This window comes from Turicibacter sp. TJ11 (assembly GCF_021497505.1).
Lineage (GTDB): Bacteria > Bacillota_I > Bacilli_A > MOL361 > Turicibacteraceae > Turicibacter.
This window is the reverse complement of sequence record NZ_CP069349.1, coordinates 1,188,565-1,211,633: the sequence shown is the minus strand read 5'-3', so window position 1 is coordinate 1,211,633 and position 23,069 is coordinate 1,188,565. Positions and strand designations below refer to the sequence as shown.

Here is a 23,069-nt window from a genome sequence, read left to right as displayed (position 1 = left end):
ATGTGTCTTATTTTGTTGTAACAGGAGCTTCATCGGGAATTGGAGAAGCAATGTGTTATGTGTTAGCTGAGCATGGATATGATTTAATCATGGTGGCTAGACGAGCTGAACGCCTGAATCAAATTAAAGAAGATATTAAACAGCAGTATAACTGTGAGGTAGTGACAATACCAGTGGATCTTTCTGATTTTAAAAGTCTTTACTCACTTTATGAACAATGTCAGGCTTACAACGTGATTGGTTTAATTAATAACGCAGGATATGGATTATATGGTGAGTTTTTAAATCTTGAACTAGAGAACGAATTGAACATGATTGATTTAAATATTAAAACGGTTCATTGCTTAACAAAACTATTCTTAAAAGATTTTGTTAAAAATAATAAAGGATACATATTAAATGTCGCCTCAACAGCTGCTTTTCAATCAGGTCCATTAATGGCGACTTACTATGCTACAAAAGGATACGTGTTACAGTTAACAGAGGCTATTGCGAAAGAACTTGAGGTTAAGAAATCAAAGGTGGTTGTCAGTGTTCTTTGTCCGGGACCAGTTGATACGGAATTTCAACAAAAGGCAGAGATTAAGGTTGCAAAATCTTTAGTTGCTCCTCCAACTGCACATGAAGTCGCTGAGTATGCATACTCTCAGTTAATGAAGAAAAAGACATTGATTATACCAGGCTATTTCAATCGAATGTTATTGATTTTAAATCGATTCATTCCAAGAAAACTAGGCTGTCAAATTGTTTATCAAACACAGTTAAAGAAAAAATGATCAGAGTTTAATGAAGATTAAAACTGTTAAGCAATCTAAAAATTTATTCAAACCGATCTAGAACTGCTTTTTAATGATTGAGAGAAAATGTTAAAAACAGTTCTAGATAAATAAGCAGTCGAACTATCATTTTAAATTGGTAAAAATTGATTGACTAAATGGTCATATAGGTCTATAATAATCATATCAGATAGTCCACAAAGAAAAGTTAGATTGTCAGTGTTGATTTATGCGCTTGTAGCTCAATTGGATAGAGCATCTGACTTCGGATCAGAGGGTTGTGGGTTCGACTCCTGCCAGGCGCGCCATTTTTTAATCGATAATTAAACATCATTCAGTTTGAGATGATGTTTTTTATTTTAATTAGCAAAAAAGCACTTTAGATGAATCTGAAGTGCTTTTTGTGTTATACCGTCATGACGCCACCAAATTTTTCAAGATAGGCTTGATGTTGTTTATAGTTAGGATCAAACATTCCAACTTTACGCCAAAATGAACGGTCGTGATTCATATGAAGAATATGACACAGTTCATGAATGACGACGTAATCGATGACTTGTGGGAGGGCCATTGAAAGTTTGTAATTAAACGTTAGATCTTTGTTAGAACTACAAGTTCCCCAAGTACGAGGGGAATCAACAACAGTGATTGATTTTGCTTTAATGCCAATGACTTTTTCATAATGAGCTACGCGCTTTTTAACGAGTTGCTTTGTTTTTTTCGTATATAGTTTTTTCAAAGCTAGCTGAATGCCTTCCTCTGTTGAAGGAATGTCTTCTAATAGTTCATGAAGCGGAAGTGCCTTTCCAAGAAAGAGGAATAGCTCTTTTTCATGATATGATTTTTGATCTGAGATATATTGACGATTTTGAAGACGATCATGAAGTGATAATAGAAATTTAGATTGAGACTTCATATAGTCCATGATTGCTTGTTCACTCGTTTTAGTAGGAACTTTGAGTGTTAAATAACCATCATCACTGACATCAAGTGTTATTTTTGAACGTTTTGAAAATTGAACTTCAAAATGAATCGGGACTTCGTTAATTATGACTTGCATTTTTTTCACCATGACTTTTCAATTGATTCAACTTATTATAACACAAATAAAAAAAGGATGAGCTCTCACCCTTTTAGAAAAATAGTGAAATAATTAAAATTAAAGTAAATTTCCAATGTAGGCTATTAGTATAAGGAATTCCTAGCTTTTCAAAGTTTGTCACCGAATGATTGGCCTTTAAAGCAAGTGGTAAGGTTAAAAATACCGCCAGTGAAATTGGATGATAGATGCCAGCAATGACATATAGCACAGTTAAAATGTAAGCACCAAACACTAATGTTCGATAAAGATAAGTACTGTACTTACTTCCAATACGGACACTAAGCGTTCCAATACTTAAACGTTCATCACGTGTGAAATCACGCATTTCATTACTAATCATTAAGGCTGGAATAAATAGTGAAGCGGGAAGCGCAAGGTAAATGGGATAAAGGGATAATTCTTTAGTGAAAGGAAAGCTTGCGCCAAGCACCATTAAAGGTCCCATTGCGATAAAGGAGATAATAACCCCTAATCCTTTACGTTTAAAAACAAAAGGTTCCCCTGTGTAACCGTAAGCAATAAAGATCCCGATTAATCCAATCCAAAGCATATTGAAGTTTGTTAGGTAAATTAAATATAAACCAATTAATCCCGCAACCGCAAAACATGCCATAGCCCATAAAAACACATAAACATCAAAATAAGTACGTAAGACACCGAGGAACATCATTTTTCTTCCACTTGGTCGATAGTAACGAAACGAGCCCTCAAAGTAATCGTTGACTAAGTTTGCTCCTGATTGTGCTAATAATCCAGCGACTGTAATTAGAAAAATCAGAAATAAATCAAATGGGTTATGGTAGTCGATCGCTCCCATCTTGTATGCAGCTAAAATTCCTAAGGTTGTCGATCCAATGGCTAATGTTAATGAAAGAGGACGAAGAGCAATCCAGGAATCTTTGATGAATGTTAACATGTATTTCTTATTAAACATAACTCACCTCACTGATGTATTTTGAAATAATAAGTCTAATTTTATCATAAAACGATAAAATTAACAAAAACTTGTAAAAATATAATAATATTGTTAAAATAATAAAGGTTATTAATTGGAAAAATATGGAGGTATTAAATATGGGGATGAAACGATTAGTTACCGTGATTAGTTTCATGATGATCTTTTTGACGTTAGGGTGTGAAAAAAATCAAGTCATTGAAGAAGAATTCACGACGTTATCGATTGGACTAATGCCAGCTGTAGATACGGCACCTATTTTAATGGCAGAGAAAGAAGGATTTTTTGAAGAGTTAGGGTTAGATGTGAACATTGAAATTTATAGCAATGCTTCTAATCGTCAAAGTGCTTTACAAAGCCAAACCATTGATGGAGCCATGACTGATTTTATTGCTGTTGCAACAAATGTTGATGGTGGATTTAAAATTAAAGCAACGACAATGACCGATGGAATTTTTCCAGTCTTATCAACTCAAGAAGTGATTGATAAAAAAGAGATTAAAGTCGGGATGATGGAAGTGAGTGTATCAAACTATTTAATTGATAAATGGTTAAGTGATCGTTATGAGATTGAAAAAGTTTTCATCAATGAAATTCCAGCTCGATTAGCGGCTATTGCTAGTGGAGAATTAGATATGGGATTATTTCCAGAGCCGGTTGCTAGTAATGGAGAGGTACAAGGGTTAATTAAAACAATGTATGGGCAAGATGACGCGTATTCACCGGATTGCTTAGTCTTTACAGAAAAAGCAATCACAGAAAAAAGTGAGGCTGTTGCTAAGTTTCATGAGGCCTATAATAAAGCAGTCAAAGTGATTAATGAAGATCCAACAAAAGTTATTGATCTTTTAGTAGAAAAGATTCCAAATATTGCACCAGAAGCCAAAGAGCTAATCCTTTTACCAACTTATAAAGAAGCCGCTTTACCATCTGAGGAGTATTTACAAGAAATTATCGATTGGACATCTGAAACGTTAAATAAATCTTTATCAGTTAAACCATTAGATTTAATTGATGGTCAGTTCATTAACTAATGATTGAATTAAAGCAAGTCACAGTCGAATATGAGAAACAGCCGATTATTAAAGAGTTAAGTTTTAAGTTTCAAGCCCATAAAACCTATGCCATTATTGGTCCCTCAGGTTGTGGAAAGACGACGTTACTTTATGCCATTGCAGGATTATTACCGCTACATGAGGGACAGATTTTTATGTCATCTCAGGTTAAACCGAGTCTTATTTTGCAGAATTTAGGATTATTTCCTTGGAAAACTGTCGAACAAAACGTAGCGTTAGGGATTCGTCAAAAAAGAAGTGAGCATATCCAAAAGATTTTAGAAAAAGTTAAGATGTCTCATTTAAAAGATAGGTATCCTCATCAATTGAGTGGGGGGCAAAAACAACGAGCAGCTATTGCAAGAGCGCTAGTTAATCAATCACCGATTTTGTTATTAGATGAAGCGACATCGGCTCTTGATGCGATGACAAAAGAAAAAATTCAAGATCTTTTACTAGATATTCATTTAAATGATCAAAATACGATGATTTTAGTCACTCATAGTATTGAAGAAGCTGTCTTTTTAGGTCAAACCATTATCATTATGAATGACGGTCAATTTAAAACGGTTATTCATAATCCATACTTTGGGAACCAAGACATGAGAAAACAAGCGTCTTATTATGAGCTATGTCAAAAGGTAAGGGAGCAGTTAGATGATGAAGCGAATCATTAATCAAGGATACGCCTGTCTGGTCATTATCGGACTATGGCAACTTCTACATGTGATGCTCGGTGAGTCAATGGTCCCTTCCTTTTTATCAACGATGGAGCGTCTTGTGTTTTTATTACAGCATGATTTAATTTATCATGTGCTCTATAGTTTTTGTCGAATTTTTGTCTCGATTGTTTGTTCCTTACTTATTGGTGTTCCGATTGGGATTTTAATTGGATGCCATGATAAGAGTGATCAGCTCATTTCACCAATTGTTTACTTACTCTATCCCATTCCTAAACTTGCCTTCTTACCCATCTTTATGGTTTTGTTTGGAATAGGTGATACGTCTAAAATTATTTTAATGATTAGTATTATTGTCTTTCAAATGATCATAGCGACAAGAGATGGGGTTAAGCAAATCGATACGAGTCTTTTGCAAGTTGCAACCTTAATGGAACTAAGCTTTTTTCAAAGGCTTTGGCACATGATTTTACCGGCTATTTCGTCTCAGTTATTTTCTGGATTAAGAATTAGTACAGGAATTGCAATCTCAGCCTTATTCTTTAGTGAGAACTATGCCACTCGTTATGGAATTGGTTATTTTATTATGAATGCCTGGTCAATGGTTGATTATAAAGATATGTTTTCAGGTGTTATTGTATTAAGTTTATTGTCATTAGCGATTTATAAAGGACTTGATTTATTACAACTAATATGTTGCCCTTGGCTAAGAAAGAAGTGAGTGTATGACTCAATGTCATTAAGTTAATAAATTAATGATCAAAATCTCCAAAAGGGAGGGGTACAAAAATGTACACCTCCCTTTTTTCTTGTAAAAAACACTTGACATAGAAGCAAAAATCTGTGGCGTAGCCTCTTAAATATATCTATTTAAGGAGGCTATCGCATGGCTAAGTATTCAACCAAGATCAAGCAAAAACTCATTCATATTATTAAGAAGATGAGTGGTAACCCAAAGGACTTTGTCCAAAATCCTGAGAAAGATTTTACTCGAAATCGTAAACTCTCATTTGAAAGTATGGTGAGTTTTATTCTCGCGATGAATGGCAATAGCCTTTATACAGAGTTAATGACTTATTTCAATTATGATGTGACAACTGCATCTACCTCTGCTTTTATCCAACAACGTAGTAAAATACGACCGGATGCATTTAAACATTTATTTCAACAGTTTACTGCCTCATACGATCAGTATAAATACTTTCGAGGATATCGACTTCTTGCGGTTGATGGGTCAACGTTTAATATTGCACATAATCCTGATGATGAAAAAACGTACATTAAATCTTCAACGGCTAAAAAGGGCTATAACTCCCTTCATCTGAATGCACTTTATGATTTAATGAATCGATTATATATCGATGCACAAATTCAACCGATTCGTGAATTAAATGAACGACAAGCACTGATTGAAATGGTCGGCAACTCTCCACTTAAAGATCCTGTGATTCTTGTTGCGGATCGTGGTTATGAAAGTTACAATACCTTCGCTCATATTCAAGAAAAAGGTTGGAAATACGTGATTCGCGTGAAAGATATCAAAAGTAAAAGTATGATCTCATCACTTAGGTTACCTCATACAGATGAATTTGATGAAACCATCCATTTAACCTTAACCCCAAAACAAACAAATGAAGTTAAAGCTAATCCCCATCGGTATAAATTCTTACCTCAAAATGTCCGCTTTGATTATTTTAAATTAAAGCAGACTGACTATTATGAACTTTCATTTCGTGTGGTACGGTTCAAACTAACAGAAGATACTTACGAAACGCTGATCACCAATCTAAATCAGGAAGAGTTTTCAAAAGAAGCCTTAAAGGAATTATATGAAATGAGATGGGGAATTGAAACAGCATTTAGAGAACTAAAATATGCGATTGGTTTAATTCATCTCCATGCGAAGAAACGCTCATTTATTGAACAAGAACTATTCGCTAAACTAACCATGTATAATTTTTGTGAGATGATTACCTTAAATGTTGTCTTGACTAAGAAAGAGCGAAAATATAACTATCAAGTGAATTTCACGGTTGCGATTCATGTCTGTTGTCAATTTTTTAGATCGTCGAAGATTCCTGTAGAAGAACTTATTCAGAGAAACATACTACCAGTTCGAAAGGGCCGACATAGTGAACGGAGAACCAGAGTTAAACCGAGTGTGAGTTTTATGTATCGAGTAGCTTAATCCTATTTAAAGGTGTCAAAAAAGCAGATTGAGGCTATCTGCTTTTTTGGCATGCCTTAAAGATGAGTTTTTAGTGCTTAACAGATAGAAAAAAAGGCATGGTGAAATTAAAATTGATTTCACGATGCCTTAAAAAATCCCAATGATACTTAACTAAATGACATTGGTGTATGACTCACTTTTTTTGCATATTTAAGGCGAGGGAGCATACAGTTTAATATATCGAATGCCTATGATTGTAGGTTCATGAGATGACTTTAAAACTTTTTGACTAAAGGGAGAGAGAAACATGTGGAACGAAACTAGCACAGGTTCAACAAGAGAATTTGAAACCAACAAAAAAGAAACAGTCACGGTTGAAATTAAAAAGAAAGAAGGTATTGCTATTGTTCATCGATCAAACCATGAGCAAGTGTTGGCAGGAGTTCGAGATAATAAAGTGAAAATTTGGAATGATTTGTTGTTTGATCCGATGACTTATCATCAAATTAAAACAAAAATGGAGACGTTATTAGTTAAAAAAGACGGAAATGGATCAGATAAATCTAAACGTCGTTAATGAGAAAAATGAGGTGTATCTTTATCGATACACCTCATTTTTATTTGATTAAGTTCATAATTTCAGCTTTAATTTGTTGGTAAATACCTTCGATGATATCGAAATTCATCGCTTTAATGTAGATTTTTTCTAATTCATCATGAAGTCTTTTTGCCTGAGCTAAGGCATCGGTTCCTTTTTTAACGGTTGTTTTATATAAGATTGATAATTCATCAAGTTGTTGAGCATAGCGTTCATCGGTTCCTGGGGTGATGAATGCTTCATATGTATCAATAATTTCATCTGTTTCAACGGTTGGGAAATATTCATGAGGTGCGGTAGAGTCAAAGAAGCAAACGTTAAGCTCTGGAATTAAAACCATGTCGAGTGATTGTGGGTCAAATGAACAATGATAAATTTCAGTATCATAACCTAATGACTCACTTTTTTTAGCTAATTCTTTCAATAAAGTTGATTTTCCTGTACCTGGACGTCCTTTGATCATATAGCGTTTAAAGCCTTCAGTTAAATCTTGAATGTGATTCACTGAACCTTCTGGTGTTGATGCTCCGAAAAAGCGATGTTTAATGACTGGTGTGTGATCAATCGAAGGATAGTCAAGTAGTGTGTCACAAATAGATTGTCTAAATTCAGAAGCTTTGTCGAAATCCATTTCATTAATATAAATTTTTTCCCAGTCATCATGAACTTTTAAAGCTTCAGCGTACTGAGCATATAATTCTGTGTAACAGTCACTAATTTGACTTCTCAATGAAAGAATGTGATCTTTATAAGGTTGAAGTTTTTTTCGATCCCATGCAATTCCTAAATTGACATATTGCTCAATTGCACCGGGAGCCAGTGGTTCAATGACATGAGGAGACGTTCCATCAACGACCCCCACTTTTAAAGCTGGAATAATGATTCCATCTAATGAACTAGGATCAGAAGAACAATAAATAAATTCAATATCATAACCACGATCGTAAAGGTCTGCCCCTATGTTTTTCATCATCGTTGATTTTCCAGTCCCAGGCCCACCTTTTAAGATATAAAGATGTTCAAGCCCCTCAAGATTTGATTCAAAGTAATTGCAAAATCCTTGTGAACTATTTGCGCAGGCAAAATAGTTTTTTATATTTGCACTCATTCAGATACCTCCTTAAACTAACAATACAATATCCAATACTATCTTATGGGAACTTGCCCAAAGTGTGAGTGATATGTCGTATTTATGAGCTTAAAATCTGTCTGACATTGAAGTTTGGTGTAGATTATGTTAGAATGGTTTGGTAAAGATTATCTTATATAGAAATAAAATGGATAATAAATCTCTTATAATATGGATGAAAATTTAGAATAGGTCAAGGTGAAAAAAATGTTTATCGTCAATGTAATTCGTGGATTTTTTATGGCATTAGCAGATAGTGTTCCTGGCGTTTCAGGTGGAACGATTGCGTTCATTTTAGGTTTTTATGATCAGTTTATTAATTCATTAAATAAACTTGTTTCAAAAAGTAGCAAAGAAGAGAAAATGGAAGCTTTACACTTTTTATTTAAAATAGGGATTGGATGGGCAGTTGGAATGGTTGCCTCAGTCTTATTCTTAGCCTCAATTTTTGAAGAGCAGATTTATAGCATTAGCTCATTATTTATTGGGTTTATTATTTTCTCAATCCCGCTTATTATAAAAGCAGAAAAAGAAACCATTAAAGGAAAATACATTAATAGTGTTTGGGCCGTAACAGGTGTTTTAATCGTTGTGGCATTAACCGTTTTTAACCCTGCATCAGGTGGACAAGGAATTGATGTTTCATTTGGAAACTTAACGATTGGATTAAGTTTATATGTTTTTGTAGCTGGTATGATTGCTATTTCAGCAATGGTATTACCAGGGATTTCAGGATCAACCCTACTTTTAATTTTCGGATTATATACGGCTATTATTAGTGCGATTAAAGAGGTGTTATCATTAAACTTCTCTTATTTACCTGTTTTATTGGTATTTGGGGTAGGGGTTATTGTTGGGATTTTATCAACAATTAAATTAATTCGTCATTTCTTAGAGACAGCACGTCCGCAAATGATTTACTTAATCCTCGGGTTAATGATTGGATCACTTTATGCGGTTATCATGGGGCCAACGACGTTAGAAGTACCAAAAGCGCCAATGTCATGGGATACATTTAGTATTCTCTTCTTCATTGTAGGTGGTGTCATCATCATTGGATTAGAGCAGTTTAGTAAATTTATCGAAAAAAAGAGAATGTAAACTTAAGCTAGCTGAGCGTATCAGCTAGCTTTTTTACGTTGGTAAAAGAAGCAAAGCTGATTGAAATAAAAAAGAGCTTTTCTACAAAGCTCTTCTATAATTTTTTAACCGATTCTCGTATGATTAGCTCTGGTTTGTAAAGATGTTTAATTTCAAATGCTTGATTTTCAATCATCGTTAGTAGTGATTCAGCGGCTAAGCGTCCAAGATCTCCTTTAGGATGAGAGACACTCGTTAAGGTGACGGTTCCAAGTTCACAAAGTGTTGAGTTATCGAAGCTGATAATGGATAAATCATTAGGAACTGATAATTGCTGATGTGCTAATAAATTCATCAGCTTCATGGCAATTTGGTCGTTATGACAAATGATGGCAGTACAGTGACGTAATTTCGTTAATAAGGAGTGATCTTGATCAAGAGAAAACTGGCGATTCATGTCTTCAGTAGAATACCAAATGATAGAGGATTCATCAACTGAGAGATGATGGTGATACATTTCGGTTAAAAAGCCTTTGTAACGAAGACTTCCTTGTAAGTCATCATATTTAAAGATCCCGGTAATACGTTCATGACCTTTTTCTATTAAGTGTTTAGTGGCGAGACGACCACCTAACTCATCATCAACGACAATATAATTACAGTTTAAAGACGGATAGTAATTATTAATAAAGATAACAGGAATGCCACGTTCGGTAAATTGCTCATAAATATCTAAGTTGGGGTTAGGTAAAGCAGACTTTGTTCCTTGAACAATTAAGCCGTCAATATCAGAATCTAATAACGTTAGCAGTTGCTCTCGTTCATGATTAACTTTGTTTCTTGTCAGTCTTAAAATCGTATGATAGTCGTTCGCTGATAAAACATCTTCTATTTCAGAAATAATTTCAGAAAAAAGGAAGTTATCCATCGAATCGATGACTAGTCCAATTGTTTTAGAGTCAGCTTTTAGTCTGATAAAATCAGGATTAACGTATGTCCCGCTTCCTTGTTTTTTCAACACAAGTCCTTCTTTTTCTAAAACAGCAATCGCTTGGCGAGCCGTTTGTCGACTGATGGAGAATTTTTCACATAATTGATTCTCACTAATTAATTTTTCACCGGCTTTAAAACGATGATGATAAATTTGTTGTTTCATCCATTCAGAAACAGCTAAATATTTAGGTAGGTTTTGATTCAGGATAAGGCATCCCTCCTTTTTCTTAGGTGTTAATAAATCATCTATTTTCTTTGAAATCATTGAGTGTTGCGATCAACATCGATTTTATTTTTACTTATATATAGTATATAATTTTTTTAATCTGAAGCCAATAGATGAAAAAATCTCTAATGATTAGTCTTTTTAAGAAACAGACATGCTAAATTGAGGTACAAGAAAGTCGTCACAGCTGCAGATAACATGGGGGGATGAGGGATTATTTCTTAGGAAATAAAATCAAGAAATTTGTCGATGAGTTCAAGCTTTATTTGATTGACGATTCTTGTAAAAAAGACTTATAATTAGAACAAATATTCGCTTTTTAAGGAGGAAGACGTTTGAGGTTTTTACATTTAGGTGATTTACATTTTGGAAAAGTCATTCATTCATTTTCGATGATTGAAGATCAACAATACGTATTAGATCAAGTCAAAGAATACATTCAAATCTATCAACCAGATGCCATTTTATTAGCTGGCGACATTTATGATCGAAGTGTTCCACCCGCAGTGGCTGTTTCATTATATAGTCGATTTTTAAAGGAAGTTCTCATTGATTTAAAAACCCCTATTTTAGCGGTTGCGGGAAATCATGATGGTGCTGATTTAGTGAACTTTGGTAGTGAATTGTTTGAATCAGCAAATTATTATGTAGCGGGGCATTATACAAAAGAAGTGAAAAAAGTCGTTTTAAAAGATGAACATGGTCTAGTTAATTTTTACTTAATTCCATTTGCTGATTATGCAGTCGTGCGTGAAGTCCATCAAGACGATAACATTAAGTCATTAGACGCAGCGATGAAAATGACACTTGAAAAATTAGATCTTAATCGCAAAGAACGCAACGTATTAATTACTCATGCCTTCGTTGTTGGAGGTGATGAAGAACCGCAAGCATGTGAATCAGAGAAAAAATTAGTCGTAGGAGGGAAAGAATCTGTTTCAGCCTCTTATTTTGATGATTTTGATTATGTCGCGCTAGGTCATTTACATCGAACTCAAAAAGTTGGAAATGATAACATTCGATACAGTGGATCGTTATTAAAATATTCGTTCTCAGAAGAAAATTATCATAAATCAGTGACGATGGTTGATTTAGATGAATCAGGTGCGATAACTTACGAACTTTTACCATTAATACCAAGACGAGACATGCGAACGATTAAGGGCGAGTTAAATGAGTTACTGAATCAACCTTCAAGCGAAGATTATCTTCGCGTTATTTTAACAGATCGTGGGGAACTTTTAGAACCAATGGCGAAGTTAAGAAAAGTTTATCCTAATATTATGATCTTAGAGTTAGATCAAAAGTTTAATGAGTTTAAAGGAAGTAAGCTCGATAAATTCACTCGAGAACAAAAAACACCAGAACAATTATTTAGTGATTTTTACTTACATCATAAAGGCAACACGTTGCATGAAGAAGGAACACAACTCATTCAAAAAATCATTCACCAAGTTAGAGAGGAGATCTAGCGATGAAGCCATTAGCGTTGAAGCTGACTGCGTTTGGGCCATATGCTAAGCAAACGACATTAAATTTTAAAGAGGACTTAGTTAATCAAGAAATTTTTGTTGTAACAGGACCGACAGGAGCTGGAAAAACAACGATTTTTGATGCCATTTGCTATGCGTTATATGGGGAAACAAGTGGGGGGAGTCGAACAGGAAAAGAGCTACGTAGTGATTTTGCTGCTCAAAGTGAAATCAAAACAGAAGTAGAATTTACCTTTCAAGTGAAGGATAAAATTTATAAAATCTTGCGTGCTCCTCAACAACAACAAAAGAAAAAAAGGGGAGAGGGATTTAGAGAAGTTCCCGCTTCAGTTGAACTTTTAGAAGTAGGAGGTGAGGAGCCTCCTGTGACAAAAGAAAATGAAGTTAGAGAATTGATTCAACAAATTATCGGTTTAAAGGTGGAGCAATTTCGAAAAATAGTCATGATTCCGCAGGGGGATTTTAAAGAATTCTTATATGCTAACACCACAAATAAAGAAGAGATTTTGCGGAAAATATTTGGCACTGATTTTTATAAAAAAATTCAAGAACAGTTAACGACCAAATCTAATGCCTTAAAACTAGAAGTAGCAGACACTCAAAAAGCGATTTTAGCGGAATTAAAATTAATTAAAACAGATGAAGAACATACGATTGATTATGAACAGCCACTACCAACGTTACTTGAGGTCGTTAAATCTGTACAAAAAAAATGGGGCGAATCTCTTGAAACGTTAAGTGGGATGATTCAATTTTTAGGGGAATCTATCCAGGAACATCGAATGAGCTATGAAGCAGGAAAGCATTTAAATGAAAAATTTAATCAATATGAACAGACGTTGAAAACAGTCGATCAATTGAAACATTATGAAAGGGTCATTAAAGATCAAGAACAACAAATACAGGTTATTAAATTTGCACAGTCTATTATTCCAAGTGAAAACGAAATGTTAAAGTATGAGGCGTTTAAACGAGACGCTGATTTAAAAAAACAACAGTTGCAACAGTCATTAGAAGAAACCAACCATCAATTCATTTTGGTGAAAAAATGTTATGATGCTATCGAGTCTTTAAGAGAACAATTAGTCGGTTTAAACCAACAAGAACTAGAGTTAAATCGCTTTGTAGATGGAGTCATGAAATTAGAAGAAAAGGAACGTCTATTACACACCTTGATAGTAGAAGGGAATTTGTTGAAAGATCAAGTGGAGGAGAAACAAAAAAAATTAGCAGAACTTAAACAAAAGGTATCGCTATTAGATGAGTTGTCCCCTCAATTAACTGATTTAAACGAACAATTACAGGCCTTAAGCTTTGAAAAGGAAAAACAAGAAGAAACGATTCAACAGCTTCAACGTTTAATTTTAGTGGTGACATCAAAAGAGCAGACACAGCAGCGTCTTGATCAGTTACAATTAGACTATACCCACGTTAAAAACGAGTCGGAAGCAAAACGTGAATTCTATGAGCATCAAGCAGAATTATTTATTAATGCTGCGGCGATTCGCTTAGCAAATGAATTACAAGTGAATCAAGCTTGTCCTGTTTGTGGATCGAAGGAACATCCTAATCCTCGTCGAAGTGAGGAGAAAATTCTAACGAAGCAAGAACTTGAACAAGAAAGAGCACAAGTTGAGGCGTTAGAATCAAAATCCCATCACATCAACCAAGAGTTAACTGCTTTACAGATGAAAAAATCACAAGAAGATGAGTCAATTGCACAGTTTATCGAGTGGTTGAAGCAACGTTTATCACAAGAAGAAGTGATGGAAGTTTCAAGACTTAGACTAGAACAATTACGTGACCAACTCATGATAAGTTTTAACGATTTAAGTCAACTTCAACAAACATTAAACGAAGAAAGTCAAAGAATAACGGAGCAAATTAAACAGTTAACCTCTGAAAAAGAAAACATTCATCCACTAGAAGAAGAATTGCTTAAAGAAGAACGATTACTCCAAGCAAAACGTGAGTGTTATAGCGTTGAAAAACGTTCAAAAGAAGATTTAGAGTTAACGATTCCAATGGAGTACCGAGTGTTGACGGTATTAAAACAAAGGATATCAGAAATCTCAGATCAAAAGATCAAACTTCAACAAAATATTACACAAAGTCAATTAGACTATGAACGAGTCACTCATCAATTGACAGAGCTACAAGCTAAATTATCTGAAGCTCAGGAACAGTTTGTTCATTATGAGGAACAACACCAGATGATTTCTCAAACGTTTAAAAACCAAGTAGAAGGTTCGTTTACTAGTCTAAGTCATTATGAAGAAGCAAAACAAATGATTGATCAATTGGTACAACTAGAGCAACAAGTTCAAACCTTCTATCAAGAACTACACACGGCGACGAAGATGGTAGACTTGTTAAAAGGAGAACTTCAAGGAAAAGATCGTGTCAATATCAGTGTCATTGAAGAGATATTGGCAGACTTAGAAAGTCGAAAAAATCAGTTAACAAAAGAACAAGCGACATTATTAGCAAATCTTGAGCAAAATGATTATTTATTAAATTCAATTCAGAAAAAATACGAGACGATTCAAAAACGTGAACAAGAATATTTAGTCATCGGAGAGCTAGAATCACTGGCTAATGGTCGAAGTGGTGGAAAAATGTCTTTTGAAACTTACGTGTTATCAAGTTATTTTGATGAAGTGTTAGAGGCTGCTAATACTCGTCTTCAAAAAATGACAGCGCGTCGTTATTATTTACTTCGTCGAGAAGAAGTGAAAGGAGGCGGGCGTAAAGGATTAGACTTAGATGTTTACGATAGTCATACGGCAAAAACGCGTCCTGTTAATACGTTATCAGGTGGTGAAAGTTTTAAAGCGTCACTTGCACTTGCGCTAGGGCTTTCAGATACCGTTCAGCAAAATTCAGGTGGGATTCAATTAGATACGATGTTTATTGATGAAGGATTCGGAACCTTAGACTCTGAGTCGTTAGATCAGGCGATTGACATTTTAATGGAATTACAAGATCACGGGCGACTAATCGGAGTCATTTCCCATGTTCATGAATTAAAGGAAAGAATTCCAGCTAAGCTCGTTGTAGAAATGGATAATCGGGGAAGTCATGCTTACTTTAAGATGAGTTAATTTTATCTAATATTAAATAAAAAACAGGTCCAAAGTATTGGACCTGTTTTTTGACGATATAAGTGAAAAGGTAAAAATATAGAATGAACCTTAATTTTGAGAGAAGCGTCTTCTTTAAATGATATGAAAAAGTTGATTTAAAAATGACAAAAATTACAACAATTTTCGAAATAAAACCATATTAAATTATGGTATAATCCCCATAAGCAATATGATGAAAAAGCGATGTTGGAGGGATGAGAATGAGAAAACAGGATGATGAAAACATATTTTTAAAGATGATTTATACGTTAAGCGATATGGGGGTTATTTCGATATTATGGATGATTGGATGCTTACCCATTATCACAATTGGAGCTTCAACGACAGCGTTATTTTATGTGGCAGATAAAAAAGTAAGTGGAAAAGAATCTAAGATTCTTTTTGATTTTATCAAAAGTTATAAACAAAATTTTGTTCAATCACTTTTAGTGACAGTCATCTTAGGGGTTTTATGGTTTAGTGCCACGATCTATTTAATGATGGGATACTCATTCTTACAACAAGGATTCAGTCTTTCTTTGTTCATCCTTGTTGTCATTGTTTTTGAGGTGATGATGCTGAGTTTTTATATGTGTGCGTTGTTAGCGAAATATGAACTCAAAACGATCATGCTCATTAAAAATTCTTTTTTATTTACCCATGCGTATTTACTTGAATCGATTAAAGCATTTGGTGTCATCATTGCGATGTTATTTTGTTTAGTCATGATACCAGGTCTTTTAATCATCTTACCAGCAGCGATTGCCTTAACAGCTAGTCATTATATCAGACAGTCTATTTTGAAATTTCTCGATCGAAAAGACGTGTTGAATGAGCTTGAAGAAGTTTAAAAAATAGATAATCATATCATTTAAATCAAAAAGATGAATGTCAAAACAGGCATTCATCTTTTTTAATGGATTAAAACTTTGACGTGATTGATGAGAAAACAAGGTTTTATTTATAGATAATTCTTGTATATAGTTAACAGCGCGAAGTGATTGTAATAAATATTGAAAAAATATAAATAAATCTCAAGAGGAGTTTAAAAGTCAACACTAACATATCATAGCCTGAGTACGTATCTAATTAATAAACAGGTTTTTGATTGAAAAGGGAGCATATGAGGAATACACTTGTTAGAACTTTTTGACGATATGAGTTTGTTAACATTTATTTTGAAGTGATTATATCACAAAAAGAATTTTTTATTATTTTGCTTGATAATTGGGGCTATTTTTTTGCTATACTATTGTTTTACCGACCACATTTGAGTTTTTTGTTAATATCGCCGTATCAGGAATTAAACCAATGATCTCTATTGAATCTTTTGTCTCTTTCATTAGTACGATGATTTTAGGATTTGGTTTAGTGTTTGAAATGCCAATGGTCATTTTGTTATTATCGATGCTAGGATTGGTGACGCCTAACTTTTTAATTAAACAACACCCAATATTTGTTATGGCTATTTTTATAGCTGCGGCTTTTATAACATCGCCTGATGTTGTATCATTATTATTAGCTGTTCCTATGATTTTGTTATTTGAAATTAGCATTGGATTATCATGGCTAGTACAATTGACTAAAAAGAGAAAGAAACAATAGATAGAGTATGAAGGGGACTGAAACGATGGCGAAGGTTATAAATGTTATTGGTCAAGGATCAAATGTAGGAAAAACGGTCTTAATGGAAGGGTTAATTAAAGAGTTAAGAAGTCGAGGCTTAACTGTTGCTACGGTTAAACACGATGTTCATGGATTTGATATCGATCATCCAGGAAAAGATACATATCGTCATCGTGAAGCGGGTGCTAATACGGTTGTTATTTCATCAAAAAATCGTTTTGCAATGATTAAAGAAGTCGAAGAAGAAATAGAGTTAATTAATATCTTGCAATTATTAAAAGATAAAGATATCATTTTAGTAGAAGGCTATAAAAAAAGCCCACTAAGAAAAATTGAAGTTTATCGTGATGGTGTAAGTGATTGCATCATGACGAAGGAAGAGTTATTAATCGCGGTTGCAAGCGATGTACCACTAGATTTAAATGATGTGTCAGTGTTTCAATCAACAGACTACATCATGTTTGCTGATTTGATTGAAAAAGAAAAAGAGTTTGAATTTGAAAAATAATTGAATAAGTTTTCTTGAGCCTATTAAGCCTAAGGACGTTACTCTATGGATAATAGGCCTGAATCCAATGAGATTCACAGGGTGATATTTGAAAAAGTATGATCTCCACAGTTTGGGAAGGAAAATAAGTCGAGTTTATATAGATATATATAGGCTTATTACTCATACCCAAAAATAGTTGAGTAATAAGCCTTTTCTTTTGCTTTGTTATTAGCTTAATACCTTAAAATGAGGGAGTTAACAACAGAGCAAAAGATGTTAACAGCATTAAAAAGAAGGTGAAGGTCATGAAGTCATTTATTAGCTTAGAAGAGGCTATTCATATTTTAGATGAACGAGTTGATTCATTGGACATCGAGCGAGTTCCTTTACTTGAGGCCATCGGACGAGTTTGTCATGAATCAATTTATTCAAGTATGAATAATCCTCCTTTTGATAAGTCAGCCATGGATGGGTATGCCATTATCGCAAATGATACTCAACATTTGCCTGTAACATTAAAGGTCATTGATGAAGTATTTGCTGGTGGACATTCTAAGAGGGAACTAACAGCTAAAACAGCGATTAAAATTATGACTGGAGCTCCCATTCCTAAAGGGGCAACGGCAGTCATTAAACAAGAAGATGTTGTCATTAGAGACGGAATTATTTTTGTTGAGAAAGTGGTAAAGCCCGGTGAAAATATTTGTCCAAAAGGAGAAGATATCACCGATGGAACTCTTTTAGTAAGGAAAGGGAAATGTTTAGACTACGCAGACATCGGAATTTTAGCGAGTGCAGGAATTGAAGAGGTAGATGTGTATCAAAAACCTCGAGTGGCCTTTATTAGTACCGGTGATGAAGTTTCTGAACTTGGACAACCCCTACCGTTTGGAAAGATTTATAACAGTAATAAGTACGCGATTTTAGGTCGTGTTAAAGAGCTAGGGTATGAGGTGACGTATACTAATCACGAAAAAGATTGTGTGAGTGGTATTGCTCAAAAGATCAAAAAATCATTAGAAGTCGCTGATGTGATTATTACGACAGGTGGAGCGTCAGTAGGTGAGAAAGATTTAATCAAAGAAGCCATTGATGAACTAGGTGGCGAAAAATTATTTTGGAAAATCTTAATTAAACCAGGATCGGCGCTTCTTTGTAGTCAATATCAAAATAAAATGATTATTAGTTTATCAGGAAATCCAACGGCTGCCTTAACGACGTTTGAATTAATTGCTAGACCAACGCTTAGCAAGTTAGCGGGTCATCAAATGATAGGCTTGAGATATGAACAAGCACGCCTAAATCATGAGATGACAAAGGTTGCAAAACAACGACGTTTTATTCGTGGATTTGTTGAATCAACGCCTAAAGGTCAGGTAGTCACAGTGACTCAACAAAAAGGTGGAAATGGTATTTTAAGTTCGACAATCGGGTCTAATTGCTTAATAGAAATAAAAGCAAATGTAGGACCACTCAGTGAAGGAGATTGGGTATCCATTATTAAATTATCCTAAAGGAGGATATTAAATGAATGATAAAACGTTAGCTATTTTAGCAGGTGGTCAATCAAGTCGAATGAACCATCGTAATAAAGCCTTAATGACTTATCAGGATAAAACGTTTATTGAACGTTTAATTGAAGCGGGTGAAGATTTTGAAGAAGTGATTATCATTGCTAATGACCCAACACCTTATCAATTATTAAATGTTCGAGTCATTCCTGATCTTTCTCAAGGTCATGGCCCATTATCAGGGATTGAGGCTGCCTTGCATGAAGCCAAAACAGCCCACGTTTTATGTGTGGCTTGTGATATGCCATTAGTTCGTAAAGAGGTTTTAAATTATTTAGCTGATTATGAAGAAGGATATGACGTTTTAGTTCCCGTTTATGACGAACGACTTCAACCGCTTTGTGCCGTTTATCATCAATCGATAAAAGATAAAGTGCATGAAGCGTTAATGAATCAAGAGTATAAATTACAGTCCTTCATCAGACGTTTGAATTATGAAGTCGTTACAACGATGGGGGATGAATGTTTTTTACAGACGGATTTTATGAATGTAAATACCCCAACCGATTTTTTAACTTTGGAGGCGATTTAAGTGTATACAGTTGGAATTATTACGAGTAGCGACAAAGGTTACGCAGGTGAGCGTGAAGATAAAAGTGGTGCAGTCATTAAAGAAATCATCGAACAAAAAGGATTTAAAGTTGAAAAATACGTTATTTTACCTGATGATCAAAACATGTTATCAGAAGAAATGGTTCACATGTGTGATGAATTAAAGGTGAATTTAATTTTAACAACAGGTGGCACAGGTTTTTCTATGCGAGATGTGACACCAGAGGCGACTAAAGCCATTTTAGATCGTGAGGCATTAGGAATTTGCGAAGCGATTCGTTATTACAGCTTGCAAATTACAAAACGTGCGATGTTATCGCGTGCCGTTTCAGGAATTCGTAAACAGACATTAATTGTGAATTTGCCAGGAAGTCCGAAAGCTTGCCAAGAAGCATTAGACTTTGTGTTAGATGAGATTATACATGGAATACAGATTTTATTAGGTGAGGCTAAAGAATGTGCAAGAAAATAACGATTTTTATGACCGTTTTAGTCACTTTGTTATTAGCAGCTTGCCACAAGACAGATGATCAAACAAAAGACATTCATATTAGTGTGGCAGCGAGTTTAGTTCCAGTGATGAATGAAATCATTGAAGCATACGAAAAAGAAGTGCCAATTAATATTCATCTAAACTCAGGTGGGTCTGGAACCCTTAAAAAGCAGATTAGTCAAGGGGCCGAGGTAGGGTTATTTTTTTCTGCTGATGAAAAGTATGTCGATCAATTAATAGAAGAAGGTTTGATTTTGGCAAATAAAAAAGATTCTACCATCTCTAATACGTTAGTGTTAATTAAAAGTGAAGATGCGCCTACTATCTCAACACTCACTGATTTAACGAAGCAATCGTTCACGTTAGCGATTGGAGACGTCAGTACGGTGCCGGTAGGAGAATATGCAAAGGAATCGTTTGTGAACTTAAATCTTTGGGAAGAACTCAACGATTCACTGATTTATGCTAAAGATGTCACGGCTGTTAAAACGTATGTAGAACGAGGCGAAGTTGACTATGGTGTGATTTATCAAACCGATGCACTGACTTTAACTCAAGCTTCAGTAGTTCTGCCACTTCCTCAAGATTCATATGAGCCTATCGTTTACTCGTTAGCACCAATTGAGGGATACAAAAATCAAAAAGAGTGCGAAGCATTTATGGATTTTATTTTATCAAGCACAGGAAAAAATATTTTGAAGTCTTATGGATTTGATATTAATGAATAATAAAGTATTAATTGAAGCTTCGAAAGTTTCATTTACTGTTGTTTTATTAGTGGTTCTCATTGGGCTTTTACTAGCGATGGGGGCTGTTATTTTTATTGGATTTAATCAAAAGAAACGTTACCGTTGGTTAGAAGGATTATTTATTTTACCGATGTTTATTCCTCCTTCAGCGATCGGTTACATCATCTTAATGATTTTCGGACGTCAAGGATGGATTGGACGATTTCTTTATCAAATGTTTGATATTTCAATTATTTTTACACTAACAGCTGCCGTGATCGCAGGAATCGTTGTGACGTTTCCCATTATGTATCAAAGTATAAAAGCAGCCGTCTTATCAATTGATGAGGATGTGTTAAATGCTGCCCGCGTGTATGGAGCCAGTGAGCTAACCATTTGGATAAAAATAATTTTTCCTCTTTCTATTCAAGGCATTTTAAACGGGATGCTATTATCGTTTGCTCGAGCATTTGGTGAATTTGGGGCAACGATATTAGTAGCAGGAAATATTCCGGGAAAAACACAGACGTTACCGATGGCGCTTTATTATGCGATAGAAAATAATGATAATCAGCAAGCGTTGTTAATTTTAGTTGTCATTTTTATAGTTGCTATCTTTTTAGTGAGCTTATATAAAACATTGTTAAATTACATGAGGTACTAAATGAAGGAGAAGGATCAGTCATGATGAAAATGATTAAAGTAGAAGATGCTATTGGAACCGTGCTTTCACACGATGTGACACAAATTATTCCTGGGGAATTTAAAGGTCGTTTATTTAAAAAAGGACATTTAATTCAAGAAGAAGATATTGAGAAATTACGTGCGATTGGAAAAGAGCATATTTATGTTTGGGAAGCAAAAGAAGGGCAATTACATGAAAATGAAGCAGCCACACGTTTGGCTCATTTAGTTAAAGGTGAAGGAATTGCATTATCAGAAGAAATTAAAGAAGGAAAAATTGATTTCTTTGCAGCAACAGATGGGGTATTAAAAGTTGATAAAGAAAAATTATTTACACTAAATTCAATTGGTGAGATGATGATGGCAACGATTCATCATAACACGCCATTAAAAAAAGGTGAAAAAATTGGTGGAACACGTGTCATCCCATTAATTATTGATGAAGAAAAAATTATTCAAGCCGAAAACTTAATTAAAGAACGTGTGATTTGGTTAGAAACATTTAAACCTAAAAAATGTTTATTGATTACTACAGGAAATGAAGTTTATAAAGGAACGATTAAAGATGCTTTCTTACCTGTCATTGAACGCAAGTTGGGAGAGTATGGAAGTGAAGTCATTCGTCAAGTGATCTTACCGGATCAAAAAGAACGAATTATTGAAGAAATTCAAAAGGGAATTGAAGAAAAGGTAGATTTAATTATTTGTACAGGTGGAATGTCGGTTGATCCAGATGATGTGACACCAACTGCGATTAAAGAAAGTGGTTGTGATTTAGTGACATATGGTTCACCTATTTTACCAGGTGCGATGTTCTTATTAGCTTATCATGGAAATATTCCAGTTCTAGGTGTTCCAAGTTGTGCGATGTATTCAAAACGTACCGTTTTAGATCTTGTTTTACCTCGTATTTTAACGGATGAAATCTTAACGAAAGATGATATTGCAGCATATGGACATGGTGGACTTTGTTTAGATTGTGATGTTTGTTCATTCCCACATTGTTCGTTTGGTAAATAATTTAAACAGGATAGGAGAAACGAAAATGGAAAATAAATTAACTCACTTTGATCATAATGGAAATGCACAAATGGTAGATGTATCAAATAAGCAAGAAACAGCACGCGTGGCGACTGCCGTTTCTAAAATTAAAGTTAGCCAAGAGACATTAGCTTTAATTGAAGCCGGTAAAATTGGTAAAGGTGATGTCTTAGGGGTCGCGCGTGTTGCAGGAATTATGGCAAGTAAGCAAACGTCTAACTTAATTCCAATGTGTCACCCTCTTATGATTTCTAACTGCCAAGTTGACTTTGAAATCGATCATGAAGAATGTGCGATCCATATTACAGCAACCGTAAAAATCGTTGATAAAACAGGAGTTGAAATGGAAGCTTTAACTGCTGCTACAGTAGCTGCGTTGACGATTTATGATATGTGTAAAGCGGTTGATAAACGTATGGTCATTGAAGGAACCCATTTATTGAAAAAAACAGGCGGGAAAAGTGGTGAGTTTAACTTCTTTGAAGAGGAGTTAAACGAATAA

23 protein-coding genes, 1 tRNA gene and 1 riboswitch are annotated in these 23,069 nt (G+C 34.5%); of the genes, 20 read left to right on the top strand and 4 right to left on the bottom strand.

Annotated features, from left to right (window positions below; genetic code table 11):
• Positions 1 to 2 precede the first annotated feature (2 nt).
• Together JRC48_RS05635 and JRC48_RS05630 are read left to right on the top strand one after the other, a co-directional pair.
• A complete protein-coding gene (locus JRC48_RS05635) occupies positions 3 to 776 on the top strand; it encodes an SDR family oxidoreductase (RefSeq protein ID WP_235070871.1) in 774 nt (257 codons plus the stop codon).
• Positions 777 to 1,007: 231 nt separating this feature from the next.
• A tRNA-Arg gene (locus JRC48_RS05630) sits at positions 1,008 to 1,084 on the top strand.
• Positions 1,085 to 1,182: 98 nt separating this feature from the next.
• Here the strand turns inward: JRC48_RS05630 and JRC48_RS05625 are convergent.
• Both JRC48_RS05625 and JRC48_RS05620 read right to left on the bottom strand, forming a co-directional pair.
• On the bottom strand, positions 1,183 to 1,836 hold the full coding sequence (locus JRC48_RS05625; protein WP_235070870.1) for a M48 family metallopeptidase: 654 nt from the start codon (positions 1,834 to 1,836) through the stop codon (positions 1,183 to 1,185).
• Between the two features lie 73 nt (positions 1,837 to 1,909).
• The gene (locus tag JRC48_RS05620) at positions 1,910 to 2,812 is read right to left on the bottom strand and encodes a prenyltransferase (RefSeq protein WP_235070869.1); all 903 of its coding nucleotides are present in this window, start codon (positions 2,810 to 2,812) and stop codon (positions 1,910 to 1,912) included.
• 140 nt (positions 2,813 to 2,952) lie between these two features.
• On the opposite strand from JRC48_RS05620, the gene JRC48_RS05615 reads away from it, so the two are divergent.
• The 5 genes from JRC48_RS05615 to JRC48_RS05595 all read left to right on the top strand — a co-directional run bounded on the left by JRC48_RS05615 (position 2,953) and on the right by JRC48_RS05595 (position 7,315).
• Positions 2,953 to 3,867, top strand: coding sequence for an ABC transporter substrate-binding protein (locus JRC48_RS05615; protein ID WP_235070868.1), 915 nt, complete (start codon positions 2,953 to 2,955; stop codon positions 3,865 to 3,867).
• Positions 3,867 to 4,565, top strand: coding sequence for an ABC transporter ATP-binding protein (locus JRC48_RS05610; protein ID WP_235070867.1), 699 nt, complete (start codon positions 3,867 to 3,869; stop codon positions 4,563 to 4,565). The genes JRC48_RS05615 and JRC48_RS05610 overlap by 1 nt, the downstream gene beginning before the upstream one ends.
• Positions 4,546 to 5,289: an ABC transporter permease gene (locus JRC48_RS05605; protein ID WP_235070866.1), complete on the top strand. Its 744-nt coding sequence runs from the start codon at positions 4,546 to 4,548 to the stop codon at positions 5,287 to 5,289. The genes JRC48_RS05610 and JRC48_RS05605 overlap by 20 nt, the downstream gene beginning before the upstream one ends.
• Before the next feature lie 165 nt (positions 5,290 to 5,454).
• A complete protein-coding gene (locus JRC48_RS05600) occupies positions 5,455 to 6,756 on the top strand; it encodes an IS4 family transposase (RefSeq protein ID WP_235070865.1) in 1,302 nt (433 codons plus the stop codon).
• 289 nt (positions 6,757 to 7,045) lie between these two features.
• Positions 7,046 to 7,315, top strand: coding sequence for a hypothetical protein (locus JRC48_RS05595; RefSeq protein ID WP_235070864.1), 270 nt, complete (start codon positions 7,046 to 7,048; stop codon positions 7,313 to 7,315).
• Between the two features lie 40 nt (positions 7,316 to 7,355).
• Here the strand turns inward: JRC48_RS05595 and JRC48_RS05590 are convergent, their stop codons facing one another.
• Entirely contained in the window at positions 7,356 to 8,444 is a 1,089-nt protein-coding gene (locus JRC48_RS05590; RefSeq protein ID WP_235070863.1) for a PRK06851 family protein, read from the bottom strand.
• A gap of 228 nt (positions 8,445 to 8,672) precedes the next feature.
• Between JRC48_RS05590 and JRC48_RS05585 the strand changes: the two genes are divergently transcribed.
• Positions 8,673 to 9,566 carry a DUF368 domain-containing protein gene (locus JRC48_RS05585; RefSeq protein WP_235070862.1) on the top strand — a complete coding sequence of 298 codons (894 nt, stop codon included), beginning with the start codon at positions 8,673 to 8,675 and terminating at the stop codon, positions 9,564 to 9,566.
• A 94-nt stretch (positions 9,567 to 9,660) separates the two neighbouring features.
• Here the strand turns inward: JRC48_RS05585 and JRC48_RS05580 are convergent, their stop codons facing one another.
• The gene (locus tag JRC48_RS05580) at positions 9,661 to 10,803 is read right to left on the bottom strand and encodes a GntR family transcriptional regulator (RefSeq protein ID WP_235070861.1); all 1,143 of its coding nucleotides are present in this window, start codon (positions 10,801 to 10,803) and stop codon (positions 9,661 to 9,663) included.
• Positions 10,804 to 11,099: 296 nt separating this feature from the next.
• Here JRC48_RS05580 and JRC48_RS05575 point away from each other — a divergent pair, with 296 nt between their 5' ends.
• The 12 genes from JRC48_RS05575 to moaC all read left to right on the top strand — a co-directional run bounded on the left by JRC48_RS05575 (position 11,100) and on the right by moaC (position 23,069).
• The gene (locus JRC48_RS05575; RefSeq protein ID WP_235070860.1) at positions 11,100 to 12,236 is read left to right on the top strand and encodes an exonuclease SbcCD subunit D; all 1,137 of its coding nucleotides are present in this window, start codon (positions 11,100 to 11,102) and stop codon (positions 12,234 to 12,236) included.
• Between the two features lie 2 nt (positions 12,237 to 12,238).
• Positions 12,239 to 15,361, top strand: coding sequence for an SMC family ATPase (locus JRC48_RS05570; RefSeq protein ID WP_235070859.1), 3,123 nt, complete (start codon positions 12,239 to 12,241; stop codon positions 15,359 to 15,361).
• A gap of 242 nt (positions 15,362 to 15,603) precedes the next feature.
• The gene (locus tag JRC48_RS05565) at positions 15,604 to 16,233 is read left to right on the top strand and encodes a YesL family protein (RefSeq protein ID WP_235070858.1); all 630 of its coding nucleotides are present in this window, start codon (positions 15,604 to 15,606) and stop codon (positions 16,231 to 16,233) included.
• A 376-nt stretch (positions 16,234 to 16,609) separates the two neighbouring features.
• Complete coding sequence (locus JRC48_RS05560; RefSeq protein ID WP_235070857.1) at positions 16,610 to 16,987, top strand: twin-arginine translocase subunit TatC; 378 nt, start codon at positions 16,610 to 16,612, stop codon at positions 16,985 to 16,987.
• A 25-nt stretch (positions 16,988 to 17,012) separates the two neighbouring features.
• On the top strand, positions 17,013 to 17,516 hold the full coding sequence (mobB, locus tag JRC48_RS05555) for a molybdopterin-guanine dinucleotide biosynthesis protein B (RefSeq protein WP_235070856.1): 504 nt from the start codon (positions 17,013 to 17,015) through the stop codon (positions 17,514 to 17,516).
• Positions 17,516 to 17,655, top strand: a riboswitch (molybdenum cofactor riboswitch). Its footprint overlaps the gene before it by 1 nt.
• 148 nt (positions 17,656 to 17,803) lie before the next feature.
• Entirely contained in the window at positions 17,804 to 19,012 is a 1,209-nt protein-coding gene (glp, locus tag JRC48_RS05550; protein ID WP_235070855.1) for a gephyrin-like molybdotransferase Glp, read from the top strand.
• A 13-nt stretch (positions 19,013 to 19,025) separates the two neighbouring features.
• A complete protein-coding gene (locus JRC48_RS05545; protein WP_235070854.1) occupies positions 19,026 to 19,601 on the top strand; it encodes a molybdenum cofactor guanylyltransferase in 576 nt (191 codons plus the stop codon).
• A complete protein-coding gene (locus tag JRC48_RS05540) occupies positions 19,602 to 20,093 on the top strand; it encodes a MogA/MoaB family molybdenum cofactor biosynthesis protein (protein ID WP_235070853.1) in 492 nt (163 codons plus the stop codon).
• Positions 20,078 to 20,842 carry a molybdate ABC transporter substrate-binding protein gene (gene modA / locus JRC48_RS05535; protein WP_235070852.1) on the top strand — a complete coding sequence of 255 codons (765 nt, stop codon included), beginning with the start codon at positions 20,078 to 20,080 and terminating at the stop codon, positions 20,840 to 20,842. The genes JRC48_RS05540 and modA overlap by 16 nt, the downstream gene beginning before the upstream one ends.
• The gene (modB, locus tag JRC48_RS05530) at positions 20,835 to 21,506 is read left to right on the top strand and encodes a molybdate ABC transporter permease subunit (protein ID WP_235070851.1); all 672 of its coding nucleotides are present in this window, start codon (positions 20,835 to 20,837) and stop codon (positions 21,504 to 21,506) included. The genes modA and modB overlap by 8 nt, the downstream gene beginning before the upstream one ends.
• 20 nt (positions 21,507 to 21,526) lie before the next feature.
• Entirely contained in the window at positions 21,527 to 22,546 is a 1,020-nt protein-coding gene (locus tag JRC48_RS05525) for a molybdopterin-binding protein (RefSeq protein WP_235070850.1), read from the top strand.
• 25 nt (positions 22,547 to 22,571) lie between these two features.
• Positions 22,572 to 23,069, top strand: coding sequence for a cyclic pyranopterin monophosphate synthase MoaC (moaC, locus tag JRC48_RS05520; protein ID WP_235070849.1), 498 nt, complete (start codon positions 22,572 to 22,574; stop codon positions 23,067 to 23,069).

Excerpts from the sequence above, each read along its gene's own strand:
- JRC48_RS05580 (WP_235070861.1), bottom strand. The coding sequence starts at position 10,803 with ATGATTTCAAAGAAAATAGATGATTTATTAACACCTAAGAAAAAGGAG.
- modA (WP_235070852.1), top strand. The coding sequence starts at position 20,078 with ATGTGCAAGAAAATAACGATTTTTATGACCGTTTTAGTCACTTTGTTA.
- JRC48_RS05525 (WP_235070850.1), top strand. The coding sequence starts at position 21,527 with ATGATGAAAATGATTAAAGTAGAAGATGCTATTGGAACCGTGCTTTCA.
- modB (WP_235070851.1), top strand. The coding sequence starts at position 20,835 with ATGAATAATAAAGTATTAATTGAAGCTTCGAAAGTTTCATTTACTGTT.
- JRC48_RS05615 (WP_235070868.1), top strand. The coding sequence starts at position 2,953 with ATGGGGATGAAACGATTAGTTACCGTGATTAGTTTCATGATGATCTTT.
- JRC48_RS05610 (WP_235070867.1), top strand. The coding sequence starts at position 3,867 with ATGATTGAATTAAAGCAAGTCACAGTCGAATATGAGAAACAGCCGATT.
- moaC (WP_235070849.1), top strand. The coding sequence starts at position 22,572 with ATGGAAAATAAATTAACTCACTTTGATCATAATGGAAATGCACAAATG.
- JRC48_RS05600 (WP_235070865.1), top strand. The coding sequence starts at position 5,455 with ATGGCTAAGTATTCAACCAAGATCAAGCAAAAACTCATTCATATTATT.
- JRC48_RS05625 (WP_235070870.1), bottom strand. The coding sequence starts at position 1,836 with ATGCAAGTCATAATTAACGAAGTCCCGATTCATTTTGAAGTTCAATTT.
- JRC48_RS05590 (WP_235070863.1), bottom strand. The coding sequence starts at position 8,444 with ATGAGTGCAAATATAAAAAACTATTTTGCCTGCGCAAATAGTTCACAA.
- JRC48_RS05570 (WP_235070859.1), top strand. The coding sequence starts at position 12,239 with ATGAAGCCATTAGCGTTGAAGCTGACTGCGTTTGGGCCATATGCTAAG.
- JRC48_RS05595 (WP_235070864.1), top strand. The coding sequence starts at position 7,046 with ATGTGGAACGAAACTAGCACAGGTTCAACAAGAGAATTTGAAACCAAC.
- JRC48_RS05620 (WP_235070869.1), bottom strand. The coding sequence starts at position 2,812 with ATGTTTAATAAGAAATACATGTTAACATTCATCAAAGATTCCTGGATT.
- JRC48_RS05565 (WP_235070858.1), top strand. The coding sequence starts at position 15,604 with ATGAGAAAACAGGATGATGAAAACATATTTTTAAAGATGATTTATACG.
- glp (WP_235070855.1), top strand. The coding sequence starts at position 17,804 with ATGAAGTCATTTATTAGCTTAGAAGAGGCTATTCATATTTTAGATGAA.
- mobB (WP_235070856.1), top strand. The coding sequence starts at position 17,013 with ATGGCGAAGGTTATAAATGTTATTGGTCAAGGATCAAATGTAGGAAAA.
- JRC48_RS05545 (WP_235070854.1), top strand. The coding sequence starts at position 19,026 with ATGAATGATAAAACGTTAGCTATTTTAGCAGGTGGTCAATCAAGTCGA.
- JRC48_RS05585 (WP_235070862.1), top strand. The coding sequence starts at position 8,673 with ATGTTTATCGTCAATGTAATTCGTGGATTTTTTATGGCATTAGCAGAT.
- JRC48_RS05605 (WP_235070866.1), top strand. The coding sequence starts at position 4,546 with ATGATGAAGCGAATCATTAATCAAGGATACGCCTGTCTGGTCATTATC.